Below are 15,484 nucleotides of genomic sequence, written 5' to 3' on the forward strand. Positions count from 1 at the left end.
GCCGAATATTCAATGCCCCGCCGTATCGCGGAATTTCTGATATTCGTGATACTCGACCCAGGCAACCACATCGTACGGCACGTAAAGCTTCAGCCTGGCGCGGGAAATGGCGATGTACACGGCGCAGATCCGCTGATCGAACGCATAGGCATCCTTGAATTTCTGGTTGGTCAGCAGGCCGGGGGTCAGCAGCACCTTGTCGAACTCCATGCCCCCCGCCTCTTCCGCCAGCATCAACATGCAATGGTTGTCAGCGTTGTCGATCATTCGGTTCAGGCGTGTCAGGTCGGCAATCATGAAGCCGTTTTCCAGCTTGGCCTTGACCCGCAGAAACGACTCGTCGAACTGATTGGCGTCGCACACCGCTTGCCAGTCAGACAGGTCACTGAAGTACGGATGCACGCCGTTTTCGCTGTATTCGGAGCGATAGAAATCCGGTTTGAACAATTCGATGGCCGTAGCCATGAAATGCTTCAGATCATCCTGGGTTCGCTTGTCCGGGAATCTGAACTTGCAGTTGGAATCGTGCAGGTGGATGGCCCAGATCATGGTGTCCCACGGCGATGCCGTCAGCACCACGCAACCTTCGGACGGTACGAAACCTTCCGGGTACTCCTTGATGACGACATCAGCATCACTGGCGCCTTCGAACGGAATCTTGCCCTTCTGCGAGTGCCGGGCGATCAGCGGGTTGACCAGCTTTTCGACGTTGCGGCCCGAGCGCACGGAATAGCTGATATCGCTCTGGCGGACCTCGCGGTGGCGCTTGACCGGCACGCCGCTGGCCTGCTGGTACTCGTCGCCGAGGGTGATCAACACCTGGCGGCCACGTTCGATGATCTGCAACAGCGAGCCGGGAATGTCCTGACTCTCGTCGATCAGCACGTGCGTGTAGCGCGCCGGCACCACGCAACCGGCAATGCAGGCCCGCTTGATCATCAGTAGCGCTTCGAACCCGGTCTGACTGCCCCACGCCGGGTTGAGCTCAAGGTAGCCCCACACCCGGCTCGAATACTCCAGTAAAACCTGCGCGTCCACGCTGGAGAGCGGATGGTTGAAATGCGGTAGATGCTTCGCCGAAAAAGTGTGATCACGGAAACGGCAGTAGCGCTCGATCACTTTGAGGCAGAGCTCAAGGGTCGCCTGCCCGTCGTGGTGGCGGAAACCGAAGATGTTCAGTTCCTGCGCCAGCGCCTGTCGACTCGGGATTCGAGCCCCCTCCGCCGCAGGCCTGCGACCGAGCATCAGCGACTGGGCAAACGCCAGGAAGGTCTTGCCGGCCTTCTTCTCGCTCGGCCCCACCATGCGCTGGCGAAGGACTTCAAGCTTGGCCGGGGTGCGCGCCAGCAACAGGGTTTTTTCCGGGCGTAGATGCTCCAGCAAGGCCACCAGCAGATGGCTCTTGCCGATCCCTGCGTAACCTTGAACGTGGAGATCTTCATCCAGGTTGGCGCGGAAGGTCCTGACCAGTTTGTCCTGCGCCGGGCTCAACCAGCGCTCGCGCTGCCGGGGCGTCACGATCTGTTGACTGAACGGGTCATGGCTACGGTGGCGCCGGACTTTGTATTCGAAATCCCACTGACCATCGGGCAACAAATAGTCGCGTGCGGACACTTCTTCGGCCAGCAGAAAACGCAGGTTCAGTGGTTTGAGAACTTTCAGGCCGAAATACAGTTTGCGCGGATCGAACAGCCGCTGTGCTTCCGACAGCAGGCCCGCCGTTGTTGACTGCCGCTTTTCGGCAGCCCAAGACAAGAGCTTGGCCAGAATCTTCTCTGCCGCCACGGCGCCGAGATCCTGCTCTGTCGTTTGCACCAGATTCTGGATGACCAGCACTGCCGCCAATTCGGGATCGCTCAGGGCTTCGAGGGCTTTGGCGCCACTCGCCTGCAGCAGGTTCGCGCAGGTTTCATCCGTGACGGGCAAAAACACGGGGCTGGATAAATCGGAATGTTCCGGGAGCATAAAACCTCGCGGCCAGGGTGCAGACCTTACAAGGTCGATCCCGGCCAGACTCTTCATTTATTTCGGTGGCTGCGAGTATGCGGGATTGAAGAGCAAATGATTACCCCGTGTCGGCGCCCTCGCGAGCAGGGGGTTTGGGTACGAACCGCCAAATCGCAGGCATAAAAAAACCGCAGTGGGCGAAACCCATGCAGTTCGGTGTTGAATCGTTCGATGCTCGTTAAGGTGGTAACCCTACCAGCCACACCCCGGCACACAATGTTCCCGCTGTGGCTGCTGCCTTCCGGCTCTGACCAGGTTCACGGGTAATCGTTGCGGGGGGACCGATAGGGTCACCATAACGACGCTCACCTGTCGGCGAGCCGCGCCATTGTACCTATCTGAGACGAAGTTACAACCGCTGGTTGTAGATAAAAAATATGAAGGGCTTCAAGCACTTGCTATTGCGCCTGAAGCACCTCGTCGGCCCGGCCGCCCTCTTGCTGGATCACCAGATGAATGAAGTGCAGCTTGGCGATCGCCGCAGGCGGCAGCACAAAGGGATAGAAATCCGGCTGGCCCATGCTGCGCGACAGTTCGTTGAGCATGCCGGCCAGTTCGATCCACGCGTTGACGAACGACAGGAACGCCGCGCCGCCGGGATGCTCAGGGTCGTACAGCGTGCTCGACGGAAACGGCTGGTAATCGAGGTCCATCTCCCGGGCGCTCATGCCGAAGCCCAGCGCCGTGTCCACCGCGTCCATCATGTGCAGGTAATGCGCCCACGTTTCCGCCCAGTCTTCCCACGGGTGCATGGTGGCGTAGGCACTGACGTAATGCTGCGACCAGTCCGCCGGCGCGCCCTGTTGATAATGCCGCTCCAGCGCCTCGGCATAACTGGCGCGCTCGTCGCCGAACAGGTTGCGGAACGAACCCAGCCAAGGGCCGTTGTCGATCAGCCGATCCCAGTAGTAATGCCCGACCTCATGGCGAAAATGCCCGAGCAGCGTGCGATAGGGTTCGTGCATCTGCGCCCGAACCTGCTCGCGGTGGGCGTCGTCGGCCTCTGCGATATCGAGGGTGATCAGGCCGTTGGCGTGGCCGGTCATCGGCGCGTTGCCTTCCAGATCGACACCGATGAAATCGAACGCCAGGCCGGTGTCTTCGTCGACGGCTTTCGGGACGACCGGCAGGCCGAGGCTGATCAGTTGTGCGACCAGTCGCCGCTTGGCGATTTCCACCTTGCGCCAGCGTTCGGGGTTTTCCGGGACGGACAGATCGGGAATGGTGCGATTCAGATCGCAAGCCGCGCACAGGGTGTCGTGATCGCTGGCGGGCAGCAGCCAGTTACAGGCCGCCGGGGTATCGAGGTTGGCGCAGCGCCGGAACAGGCCGGCCTCGGGATCGGCATCCAGCGTCCAGGTGCCTTCAAACGGCCCCGGTTGCAGCGACGTCAGCCGACTATGTTCCGGTTGATAACCCAGCGCCGCGTTGCAGGCCAGGCACTGACTGTTGCGAAAGAACAGCGACTGGCCGCAACGGCACGGCCAGACTTTGCTGTTGCGTGAAGATTCGCCCATGAACGGCGCGACGATGCGGGAACTGAGCTGCTCGAAAAAGCGGTACATGGCGATCTCTCCCTGGGGCTTGCCAAGACTAGATCATTCCCGCGAGTTGATCGTTCCCACGCGTTGCGTCAGGCGGAAATACCGTGCCCTTTCAGGAACGCGATAAACGCCTCTTCATCCATCACCTTCACGCCCAGCTCGTTGGCCTTGGTCAGTTTCGACCCGGCGCCCGGCCCGGCGACCACACAATGGGTCTTGGCCGACACCGAACCGGCGACCTTGGCACCGAGGCTTTCCAGGTGTTCCTTGGCGACGTCGCGGCTCATCAGCTCGACCTTGCCGGTCAGCACCCAGGTTTCGCCGGCCAGTGGCAGGCCTTCGACGACTTTTTTCTCGCTCTGCCAGTGCATGCCGAAATCGCGCAGTTGTTTCTCGGCGCTTTCAGCCAGTTGCCGATGTTCAGGCGATTCAAAAAACTCACGCACCGAATTGGCCTGTTTCTCCGGCAATGCCTGGCGCATGTCCAGCCAGTCAGCGTTCATCACCCCTTCCAGCGATTCGAACTTGTCCGCCAGCTTCTGCGCCCCGCCCGGCCCGACCGAAGGAATGTGCAACTTGTCGAGGAAGCCACCCAGCGTTGTACTCGCGGCAAACTCGGCGCCCAACTCGCCCTGATCCTGAATCTGCAAGCCGTGGCCCAGCAGCTCGGTGATTACTTGCTGGTTGTGCGCATCTTCAAAGAAGCTGTGAATCTCGTGCGCCACTTCCAGGCCGATGTCCGGCAAGTACGTCAGCACTTGCGGCAAGGCTTGCTGGACGCGCTCCAGCGAACCCAGCGAGCGCGCCAGCACCTTGGCCGTCTCCTCGCCGACATCCGGGATACCCAGCGCATAGATGAACCGCGCCAGACCCGGCCTCTTGCTGTCTTCGATGGCGGCCAGCAACTTGTTGCTCGACACCTCGGCAAAGCCTTCCAGATCGACGATGTCGTCGAACTTCAGCGCGTAGAGATCGGCCGGCGAACTGACCAGACCTTCGTCCACCAACTGCTCGACGCTCTTGTCGCCGAGGCCTTCGATATCCATGGCGCGTCGCGAAACGAAGTGAATGATCGCCTGCTTCAGTTGCGCACCGCAGGCCAGTCGGCCGACGCAGCGGTACACCGCACCTTCGCTGATGGTCTCCTTGCCTTTGCTGCGTTTGACCAGTTGCGTGCGCTCGACGTGGGAGCCGCAGACCGGACAGCTCTCAGGGATTTGCACGGGGCGCGCATCTTCCGGGCGGCGCTCGATGACCACTTGCACCACTTGCGGAATCACATCACCGGCGCGGCGAATGATCACCGTATCGCCGATCATCAGGCCCAGCCGGGCGACTTCGTCCATGTTGTGCAACGTGGCGTTGGCCACGGTGACGCCGGCAACCTTGACCGGTTTCAACCGCGCCACAGGCGTGACCGCACCGGTGCGACCGACCTGGAATTCCACATCGAGCAGTTCGGTGAGTTCTTCCATGGCCGGGAATTTATGGGCGATGGCCCAGCGCGGCTCGCGGGCGCGGAAGCCCAGTTCGCGCTGGTCGGCAATGCTGTTGACCTTGAACACCACGCCGTCGATTTCATAGGCCAGCGAGTTACGACGCTCACCGATATCGCGGTAGTAATCCAGGCATTCGCCGATGCCCTTGGCCAGTTTCAATTCGTGGCTGATCGGCATGCCCCAGGCTTGCAGTTGCTTGAGGTTGCCAATGTGAGTGTCGGCGATGTCGTTGGAGACTTGGCCGATGCCGTAGCAGCAGAATTCCAGCGGACGGTTGGCGGTGATCTTTGAATCCAGCTGACGCAGGCTACCGGCGGCGGCGTTGCGCGGGTTGGCGAAGGTCTTACCGCCGACTTCCAGTTGCGAGGCGTTCAGGCGTTCGAAACCGGCCTTGGACATGAACACTTCACCGCGCACTTCCAACGTCGCCGGCCAGCCTTCGCCGTGAAGCTTCAGCGGGATGTTGCGCACGGTGCGCACGTTGACGCTGATGTCTTCGCCGGTGGTGCCGTCGCCGCGCGTGGCGCCGCGTACCAGCACGCCGTCCTGATACAGCAGGCTGACCGCCAGGCCATCGAGTTTCGGCTCGCAGCTGTATTCCACCGCCGCACCACCACCGAACAGATCGCCGGCCGGCAGGTCCAGACCTTCGGTTACCCGGCGGTCGAACTCGCGCATGTCGGTTTCTTCGAAGGCGTTGCCGAGGCTGAGCATCGGCACTTCGTGACGCACCTGGGTGAATGCGGTCAGCGCCACGCTGCCAACGCGCTGGGTCGGCGAGTCGCTGGTGATCAGTTCCGGGTTGGCCGCTTCCAGCGCCTTGAGCTCGTGGAACAACCGGTCGTACTCGGCATCCGGAATACTCGGCTCATCGAGGACGTGGTAACGGTAGTTGTGCTGATCGAGTTCAGCACGCAGCTCTAGAATGCGGGTTTCGGCGGCAGTCATGGGTGTTCTCTCATAAAGCAAAAGAGCAGCCGAGGCTGCTCAATCTATTTGCCGATTGCCTCTTTATCGCGAGGCAACCTTTTCAATCAACGCTTCTGGGTCAGGGCGCGACGTTCGAATTCGACGATGCGCTGACGGTAGTGCTCGATGGTTTGCGCGGTCAGGACGCTGCGCTGGTCATCTTTCAATTCGCCGTTCAGTTCCTGGGACAGCTTGCGTGCTGCCGCGACCATCACGTCGAAGGCCTGCTTCGGATGACGCGGGCCTGGCAGGCCGAGGAAGAAGCTCACCGCCGGGGTGCTGAAATGGTCGATGTCGTCCAGATCGAAGATGCCCGGCTTGACCGCGTTGGCCATGGAGAACAGCACTTCGCCGTTGCCGGCCATGCTTTCGTGACGGTGGAAGATATCCATCTCGCCGAAACGCAGACCGCTTTCCAGAATGTTCTGCAGCAGTGCCGGGCCTTTGAAGCCGGCCGGGTCGCGGCAGATCACGCTGATGACCAATACTTCTTCGGCTTGCGGCTGATCTTTATCGGCAACTGCCGGCGACGCCTTGGCGACCGGCTCGATGAAATCATCGTCACGGCTGCTGAAGCTCGGGCCGCCGTCCAGGTCCAGATCGAGGTTCAGGTCGCCTTGGGCCGGACCGTTGCTGCCGCGCTTGCCGCGCTTGGAAGCGGATTCGCGAGGCTCGCGTGCTTCGCGGGCCGGCATGCTCACCGATGGCAGGTCGTGTTCGTCCAGTTGCGGCTCTTTATGGTTGTCCAGTACGCGGGCCGGGCCCAACAGCTCAGCGCTGGTGTCCTCGTCCGGCAGGTTGGACAGACTTCGGTCAAGACGGAATTTCAGTTTTCCCTTGCCGCCGCGCATACGGCGCCAGCCATCGAAAAGAATACCGGCTATCACAATGATGCCGATGACGATCAGCCACTCGCGCAGACCGATTTCCATGTAATCCCGTGCCTCTATAAAAAATGCTGAAAAATAAGGGGTTTACACTGTGCAAACCGCTTTAAAACGTGGCGCCAACTCTATGTTCTGACAGGCGTTTTGCCCACGTATACGAAAAATTGACATTAAACTAGCACGACCAAAGACAACTTTACACCGTCTGTCTCATTGGCTTGCGCGAATATGTCGATTGGCCAGCAAGTCGGAGCTGGTAAAAAAGTCCTACAACCTTCAAATACCTTTCCGACACTGCGCCGGCTCAGGCATCCACCATCGCCATCGCCTCCTCGACATCCACGGCTACCAGTCGCGAACACCCCGGCTCGTGCATCGTTACACCCATCAACTGCTCGGCCATTTCCATGGCGATCTTGTTGTGGGTGATATAGATGAACTGCACGGTCTGCGACATCTCTTTGACCAATCGTGCGTAGCGTCCAACGTTAGCGTCATCCAGTGGCGCGTCAACCTCATCGAGCATGCAGAACGGCGCCGGGTTCAACTTGAATATCGCAAAAACCAGTGCCAGTGCGGTCAGGGCTTTTTCACCGCCGGACAGCAAATGGATGGTGCTGTTCTTCTTCCCGGGCGGCTGCGCCATGATCGTCACCCCTGTATCGAGTAGATCTTCGCCCGTCAGTTCCAAATACGCGCGCCCGCCACCGAAAACTTTCGGGAAAAGCGCCTGTAAACCGCCATTGATCTGATCAAAGGTATCTTTGAAACGGTTACGGGTTTCCTTGTCGATCTTGCGGATGACGTTTTCCAGCGTCTCCAGGGCTTCGACCAGATCGGCGTCCTGTGCATCCAGATAACGTTTACGCTCGGATTGTTGCGTGTATTCGTCGATCGCCGCGAGGTTGATGGCGCCCAGGCGCTGAATGCGCGCGGCGATGCGCTCAAGTTCTTCTTCGGCCTCCTTCTCGCTGGCCTCGGCGGTCAGGGTATTGAGCACGCCGTGCAAATCGTAGCCGTCTTCCAGCAGTTGATCCTGCAGGGCCTTGCGGCGCACGGTCAGGGCTTGCCATTCCATGCGTTGCTGTTCGAGCTGGCCACGGATCAATTGCGATTGCTGCTCGGCCTGGGTCCGGCGTTTTTCCGCGTCGCGCAGTTCGCGGTCGGCGTCTTCCAGGGCGATCTGCGCGGTCTTGAGTTCGTCGTCGACGCTCATGCGCTTGTCGAGTAATTCTTCAAGCTTGAGGCGCAGCTCTTCCAGCGGCGCCTCGCCCTCCTCCAGATTCAGACTGAGCTGTTCACGTTTTTCGGTGAGGCGCTCGGCCTGCATTTCCAGACGCTCGAGGGCCTGGCGGGTCGAATCGTGTTGTGCGCGCAATGAGCCAAGGCGCACGGCCAATTGATGGGCGTGATCCTTGTGCTGACGCGCTTCCTGACGCACCCGGTCGAGGCGTTCGCGCAGGCTGTCGCGCTGGGCCAGCAGCAACTCGCGCTGCTCGGTGTCGAGGGCCATGGCGTCGAGGGCCTCCTGCAACTGGATCCGCGCTTCGCCGATATTTTCGTGTTCCAGCTCGCGCTGCTCGGCGAGCTCGACCAACTCGTCATCGAGACGGGTACGGCGCAGGGTCAACTGCTCGGCCTTGGCTTTGCCGGCGGACAGTTGAGCTTTCAATTCACCTTGCTGACGGGCTTCGTCCTGCAGCAAACGACGCAAATGTTCGCGACCGTTTTCCTGCTGACGCTGTTGCGCGCGCAGGGTCTGTAAACGGGTTTCCATGGCCTCGACCGTGGCTTCGCGCTCTTCGCGTTCCGCATGCAACGATTCGATTTCCTGCCCGCGTGCGAGCATGCCGCTTTCGGCTTCGCTGGCGCGGCGTACCCGCAGAAAATGCCGGCCGACCCAGTAACCGTCGCGGCTGATCAGGCTCTGCCCGGCAGCCAGTTGGCCGCGCAAGGCCAGCGCCTGTTCAAGGCTGTCGACCGGTTTGACCTGAGCGAGCCAGGGCGACAAATCCACCTGTGCCTCGACCTTGTCCAGCAGGCTGCCGGGCACGCGCACGCCGTCACTGCCGGGGCTGAGCAAACGCAGATCGCCCTGAGCGAAACCGGACAGATCGAAGCCGTCGAAATCATCCACCAGCACCGCTTGCAGGTCGGCACCGAGCACGGTTTCCACCGCCAGCTCCCAACCGGCCTCTACCTTCAGGCCTTCGGCCAGACGCGGACGTTCGGCGAGGTTGTGTTCTTTCAGCCATTCGGCGGTGCCGGTGCCCGGATCGAGCGCGGCCTGCTGCAAGGCTTCGAGGGAGGCGAGGCGACCGTTGAGGCGCTGCAAATCGCCCTGCGCCTGCTGCTGCGCGGTCAACGCTTGCTGCAATTCCTGGCGCAGTTGCTCGAGTTTTTCGACCTGGGCTTCTTCGCTGGTCTGCAAATCTTCAAGGGTGGCTTCGGACTCGGCGAGCTGTTCGCTGAGTTCCATGATCGCCGCGTCCTCAGGGTCTGCCGAGAGCAACGCCCGCTCTTCGCCCAGACGCTTTTGCCGATCGGCCAGGCGCTCCATGCTGGTTTCCAGCTGCTGGATCCGCGACTGCTGCACTTCGGCCTGACGGCGCGGTTCGGCGGCGGTCAGGTTGAAGGTGTCCCACTGCTCCTGCCAGCCGTGCATCACGGTTTCGGAATCTTCCAGCGCAGCGGCGGCTTCTTCGGCGGCGGCGTTGGTGATTTCCTGCTCAGGGGTCAGTTGATCGAGCTCTTCGCCGAGGGTCAGCAGCAAGGTGCGGTCGTGACCCAGGTGCGATTCGGTTTCGAGGCGCGCGCGCTCGGCTTCTTTCAGGTCGTCCTGCAATTGGCGCAAGCGCTGTTGGCCGTGCTGGATGCTCTGCTCGACCCGGGCGATGTCGCCGCCGACCGAATAGAAGCGCCCCTGCACCAGATTGAAGCGCTCGGACAAATCATGGTGACCGTCGCGCAGGCGTTCAATGGCGGCGTCGGCGTTGCGTTGCTCGGCGACCAGCGCTTCAAAGCTGATTTCCTGGTTGCCGATGATCGACTCGCGCTGGCCGACCTGATCGTTCAGATCCTGCCAGCGCAGGGCCGACAGTTGCGCCTTGAGCTGGCGCTCTTCGGCCTTGAATTCCTGATACTTCTTGGCGGCCTCGGCCTGGCGGTGCAAGCGTTCGAGCTGGCGCTCGAGTTCTTCGCGCAGGTCGGTCAGACGGGCAAGGTTTTCGTGGGTGCGGCGGATGCGGTTTTCGGTCTCGCGCCGGCGCTCTTTGTACTTGGAGATGCCGGCGGCTTCTTCGATGAAGTTGCGCAGGTCTTCGGGCTTGGACTCGATCAGCTTGGAGATCATCCCCTGCTCGATGATCGAGTAGCTGCGCGGGCCGAGGCCGGTGCCGAGGAAGATGTCGGTGATGTCGCGACGACGGCATTTGGCGCCGTTGAGGTAATAAGTCGTCTGGCTGTCGCGGGTCACTTTGCGACGGATCGAAATTTCCGCATAAGCAGCCCACTCGCCCAGCAGCGTGCCGTCGGAGTTGTCGAACACCAGCTCGATACTCGCCTGGCTCACCGGTTTGCGGCTGGTCGAGCCGTTGAAGATGACGTCGGTCATCGACTCGCCGCGCAGGTTTTTCGCCGAGCTTTCGCCCATCACCCAGCGCACGGCGTCGATGATGTTCGACTTGCCGCAACCGTTCGGCCCGACGACCGCCGCCATGTTGCTGGGGAAGTTCACCGTGGTCGGGTCGACGAAGGATTTGAACCCCGCCAGTTTGATGCACTTGAGCCGCAAGGTCAGGCAACCGTCAGGGCGGACACCACCAGATCGCAGCTGCGCTGGGCGTAAGCCGTCAGCACGATGCGGATCTGCGGCAGGTCACGGGCGAGGACGGCGGCCAGCAAGCGTTCGAACAGTTCGAGGAACTCGCTCATCTCGGCCTTGCGCTGTTCCAGCGCGAGGAAGTACGCACGGCTCATGGCCGGTTGCAGGTTCTCGACGGTTTCCTGCAGGTACGGGTTGTTGGCAAACGGATACGCGGCACGCATCACGTTGAAGCTGTCGTCGACGAAGGTGCGGATGTCCTGACGCTCGTAGCTGGCGCTCAGGCGCTGCTGGATCTGCACGAACGGCGCCATGTCGGCCTGGACTTGCCAGCCATTGGCCACTGCGTTGCCGAGCAGGATGTACAGCTCGCTCATCAACGTGCACAGGCTCTGCACCTTGTGCGCCGTAAGCTCAGTGACATGGGCGCCGCGACGCGGCAGGATCGCGATCAGGTGACGGCGCTCGAGGATCAGCAAGGCTTCACGGACCGAGCCGCGGCTGACGTTCAGCGCCAGCGTGACCTTCTGTTCCTGGATACGCTCTCCCGGCTTCATTTCGCCGCGAATGATCCGTTCGGCGAGGTGGTGAGCGATTTGCTCGGCGAGGCTGTCCGGCGCCTTGAACGTCATGGTTGTCCTTCAAACTCTTCGATCTGCACAAGCGGCGCAGTGTAGCGCAATGCGCGTTCATGGCGGAGTGCCCGCACAGCGGTTTTTGGCACGAATCCCGCAAAAAAGCGCTTGATCCAATGAGGGTCAATACTGAATAGACACGTTGTCGAGCGACAAAATGGTTTTTCCTGACCTTTAAGTCAGAAAACCATTGACCGAAAAGTCAGACCTGCTAAATTCGGCTCAAGTCGCTTAACAACAATAATGAGTCTGCGAGGCCTTCCGTGATCCAGTTTTTACTCAACCAGGAACTCCGTAGCGAGCACGCCCTGGACCCGAACCTGACTGTGCTCAACTACCTGCGTGAACACGTGGGCAAATCCGGCACCAAAGAAGGCTGCGCCAGCGGTGACTGCGGCGCCTGTACGGTGGTGGTCGGCGAGTTGCAGACGGATGACGATGGCCGCGAACACATTCGCTATCGCAGCCTCAACTCGTGCCTGACGTTCGTTTCGTCGCTGCACGGCAAACAATTGATCAGCGTCGAAGACCTCAAGCACAAGGGCGAACTGCACAGCGTGCAGAAAGCCATGGTCGAGTGCCACGGTTCGCAGTGCGGTTTCTGCACCCCCGGCTTCGTGATGTCGCTGTTCGCCCTGCAAAAGAACAGCGATGCACCGGACCATGCCAAGGCCCACGAAGCGCTGGCCGGCAACCTCTGCCGCTGCACCGGCTATCGGCCGATCCTGGCCGCTGCCGAACAATCCTGCTGCGGCAAGCAACCGGACCAGTTCGACGCCCGGGAAGCGGAAACCATCACTCGCCTCAAAGCCATTGCCCCGACATCGATCGGCGAACTCAACAGCGGCGACAAACGCTGCCTGGTGCCGCTGACCGTGGCCGATCTGGCCGATCTCTACGACGCGTATCCACAAGCCCGGCTGCTGGCCGGCGGCACCGATCTGGCGCTGGAAGTCACGCAGTTCCATCGCACCCTGCCGGTGATGATCTACGTCGGCAACGTCGCTGAAATGAAGCGCATCGAAACCTTCGAAGACCGCATCGAAATCGGCGCCGCCACTGCCCTCTCCGACTGCTACGAAGCGTTGAACGCCGAATACCCGGACTTCGGCGAACTGCTGCACCGTTTCGCCTCTCTGCAGATCCGCAACCAGGGCACCCTCGGCGGCAACATCGGCAACGCCTCGCCGATTGGTGATTCGCCACCGTTGCTGATCGCCCTCGGCGCGCAGATCGTGCTGTGCAAGGGCGAGACCCGGCGCACGCTGAACCTGGAAGATTACTTCATCGATTACCGGGTCACCGCGCGTCAGGAAAGCGAGTTCATCGAAAAAATCATCGTCCCTCGCGCCACGGCCGAGCAGCGCTTTCGCGCCTACAAAGTCTCCAAGCGCCTGGACGACGACATCTCTGCCGTCTGCGCCGCGTTCAACCTGCGCGTCGAAAACGGTGTGATCACCGACGCCCGTGTCGCCTTCGGCGGCATGGCCGCGATCCCGAAACGCGCCGCTCACTGCGAAGCCGTGCTGCTCGGCCAGCCGTTCAACAACGCTGTGGTCGAACGTGCCTGCACCGCGCTGGGCGAGGATTTCACCCCGCTCTCGGACTTCCGCGCCAGCAAGGAATACCGCCTGCTCAGCGCGCAGAACCTGCTGCGCAAATACTTCATCGAACTGCAAACACCGCACATCGAGACTCGGGTGACCGCTTATGTCTAACCATCACGGCGTAGAGAAAACTCAAGCTGAACTGGCTGAACTGTTCGCCAAAGACCTGACCACCGGTGTTGGCCGCAGCGTCAAGCACGACAGCGCCGCCAAGCATGTGTCCGGTGAAGCGCAGTACATCGATGACCGGCTCGAATTCCCGAACCAGTTGCACGTTTACGCACGGCTGTCGGATCGCGCCCACGCGAAAATCATCAGCATCGACACCAAACCCTGCTACGCCTTCGAAGGCGTGCGCATCGCCATCACCCACGAAGACGTGCCGGGCCTGAAAGATATCGGCCCGCTGCTGCCGGGCGATCCGCTGCTGGCCATCGATGACGTGCAGTTCGTCGGTCAACCGGTGCTAGCCGTGGCCGCCAAGGATCTGGAAACCGCACGCAAAGCAGCCATGGCCGCGATCATCGAATACGAAGATCTGGAGCCGGTGCTGGACGTGGTCGAAGCCCTGCGCAAACGCCACTTCGTGCTCGACAGCCACACCCATCAGCGCGGCGATTCGACCACCGCACTGGCCACGGCTGAACATCGCATTCAAGGCACGCTGCACATTGGCGGCCAGGAACACTTCTATCTGGAGACCCAGATCTCCTCGGTGATGCCGACCGAAGATGGCGGCATGATCGTCTACTGCTCGACGCAGAACCCCACCGAAGTGCAGAAACTGGTGGCCGAAGTCCTCGACGTATCGATGAACAAAATCGTGGTCGACATGCGCCGCATGGGCGGTGGTTTCGGCGGCAAGGAAACCCAGGCTGCAAGCCCGGCCTGCCTGTGTGCGGTGATCGCGCACCTCACCGGCCAGCCGACCAAGATGCGCCTGCCGCGCGTCGAAGACATGCTGATGACCGGCAAGCGTCACCCGTTCTACGTCGAGTACGACGTCGGCTTCGACAGTACCGGGCGCCTGCACGGCATCGCGATGGATCTGGCCGGCAACTGCGGCTGCTCGCCTGACCTGTCGGCCTCGATCGTTGACCGTGCGATGTTCCACTCGGACAACTCGTACTACCTCGGTGATGCGACCATCAACGGTCACCGCTGCAAGACCAACACCGCGTCGAACACCGCGTACCGTGGTTTCGGCGGCCCGCAAGGGATGGTCGCGATCGAAGAAGTGATGGACGCCATCGCCCGTCACCTGAACCTCGATCCGCTGGCCGTGCGCAAGGCCAACTACTACGGCAAGACCGAACGCAACGTCACCCATTACTACCAGACCGTCGAGCACAACATGCTCGAGGAAATGACCGCCGAGCTGGAAGAAAGCAGCCAGTACGCCGAGCGCCGCGAAGCGATCCGTCGCTACAACGCCAACAGCCCGATCCTGAAGAAAGGCCTGGCGCTGACCCCGGTGAAATTCGGCATTTCCTTCACCGCCAGTTTCCTCAACCAGGCAGGTGCCCTGGTGCACGTCTACACCGACGGCAGCATCCACCTGAACCACGGCGGCACGGAAATGGGCCAGGGTCTGAACACCAAAGTCGCGCAGGTCGTGGCCGAAGTGTTCCAGGTGGAAATGGACCGCGTGCAGATCACCGCGACCAACACCGACAAGGTGCCGAACACTTCGCCGACGGCGGCCTCCAGCGGCGCCGACCTCAACGGTAAAGCCGCGCAGAACGCTGCCGAGATCATCAAGCAGCGCCTGGTCGAATTCGCCGCGCGGCACTACAAGGTCAGCGAAGAAGACGTGGAATTCCACAACGGCCATGTCCGTGTGCGCGACCACATCCTGACCTTCGAAGCGCTGATCCAGCTGGCGTATTTCAATCAGGTGTCGCTGTCGAGCACCGGGTTCTACAAGACCCCGAAAATCTACTACGACCGCAGCCAGGCCCGTGGCCGGCCGTTCTACTACTTCGCCTTCGGCGCGGCGTGCTGCGAGGTGATCGTCGACACCCTGACCGGCGAGTACAAGATGCTGCGTACCGACATCCTCCACGACGTCGGCGCCTCGCTGAACCCGGCCATCGACATCGGCCAGGTCGAGGGCGGCTTCGTCCAGGGCATGGGCTGGCTGACCATGGAAGAACTGGTCTGGAACAATAAGGGCAAGCTGATGACCAACGGCCCGGCCAGCTACAAGATCCCGGCCGTGGCGGACATGCCGCTGGACCTGCGGGTGAAGCTGGTGGAAAACCGCAAGAACCCGGAAGACACGGTGTTCCATTCCAAGGCTGTGGGTGAGCCGCCGTTCATGCTCGGCATCGCCGCGTGGTGTGCGATCAAGGATGCGGTGGCCAGTCTGGGCGACTACAAGCATCAGCCGAAGATCGACGCGCCGGCTACCCCGGAGCGGGTGTTGTGGGGTTGCGAGCAGATGCGTCAGCTCAAAGCGGTGAAAGCCGTCGAGACTGAAACCGAGTTGGCTCCACTGTAAGGACCGAGGC

At 61.2% G+C, this 15,484-nt stretch carries 8 protein-coding genes and 1 other RNA gene; 2 read left to right on the plus strand and 7 right to left on the minus strand.

Annotated features, from left to right (window positions below):
* Positions 1 to 9: 9 nt before the first annotated feature.
* The 7 genes from AC1RME_RS15150 to AC1RME_RS15180 all read right to left on the minus strand — a co-directional run bounded on the left by AC1RME_RS15150 (position 10) and on the right by AC1RME_RS15180 (position 11,361).
* Positions 10 to 1,965, minus strand: a complete 1,956-nt coding sequence (locus tag AC1RME_RS15150) for a hypothetical protein (RefSeq protein WP_096822497.1) — start codon at positions 1,963 to 1,965, stop codon at positions 10 to 12.
* Positions 1,966 to 2,197: 232 nt separating this feature from the next.
* An RNA gene (gene ffs / locus AC1RME_RS15155) (signal recognition particle sRNA small type) lies at positions 2,198 to 2,294 on the minus strand.
* A 111-nt stretch (positions 2,295 to 2,405) separates the two neighbouring features.
* Complete coding sequence (locus tag AC1RME_RS15160; RefSeq protein ID WP_096822498.1) at positions 2,406 to 3,572, minus strand: zinc-binding metallopeptidase family protein; 1,167 nt, start codon at positions 3,570 to 3,572, stop codon at positions 2,406 to 2,408.
* 68 nt (positions 3,573 to 3,640) lie between these two features.
* Positions 3,641 to 5,998, minus strand: coding sequence for an NAD-dependent DNA ligase LigA (ligA, locus tag AC1RME_RS15165; protein ID WP_102622570.1), 2,358 nt, complete (start codon positions 5,996 to 5,998; stop codon positions 3,641 to 3,643).
* A gap of 86 nt (positions 5,999 to 6,084) precedes the next feature.
* On the minus strand, positions 6,085 to 6,951 hold the full coding sequence (gene zipA, locus AC1RME_RS15170; protein WP_096822500.1) for a cell division protein ZipA: 867 nt from the start codon (positions 6,949 to 6,951) through the stop codon (positions 6,085 to 6,087).
* A 259-nt stretch (positions 6,952 to 7,210) separates the two neighbouring features.
* Positions 7,211 to 10,699: a chromosome segregation protein SMC gene (gene smc / locus AC1RME_RS15175; protein WP_096822501.1), complete on the minus strand. Its 3,489-nt coding sequence runs from the start codon at positions 10,697 to 10,699 to the stop codon at positions 7,211 to 7,213.
* A 2-nt stretch (positions 10,700 to 10,701) separates the two neighbouring features.
* Positions 10,702 to 11,361, minus strand: coding sequence for a GntR family transcriptional regulator (locus AC1RME_RS15180; protein ID WP_096822502.1), 660 nt, complete (start codon positions 11,359 to 11,361; stop codon positions 10,702 to 10,704).
* Positions 11,362 to 11,627: 266 nt separating this feature from the next.
* On the opposite strand from AC1RME_RS15180, the gene xdhA reads away from it, so the two are divergent.
* Both xdhA and xdhB read left to right on the plus strand, forming a co-directional pair.
* Complete coding sequence (gene xdhA, locus AC1RME_RS15185; RefSeq protein WP_096822503.1) at positions 11,628 to 13,082, plus strand: xanthine dehydrogenase small subunit; 1,455 nt, start codon at positions 11,628 to 11,630, stop codon at positions 13,080 to 13,082.
* Positions 13,075 to 15,474: a xanthine dehydrogenase molybdopterin binding subunit gene (gene xdhB / locus AC1RME_RS15190; protein ID WP_096822504.1), complete on the plus strand. Its 2,400-nt coding sequence runs from the start codon at positions 13,075 to 13,077 to the stop codon at positions 15,472 to 15,474. The genes xdhA and xdhB overlap by 8 nt, the downstream gene beginning before the upstream one ends.
* Positions 15,475 to 15,484: the final 10 nt, after the last annotated feature.

Source organism: Pseudomonas sp. GW822-FHT03F08 (assembly GCF_058801265.1).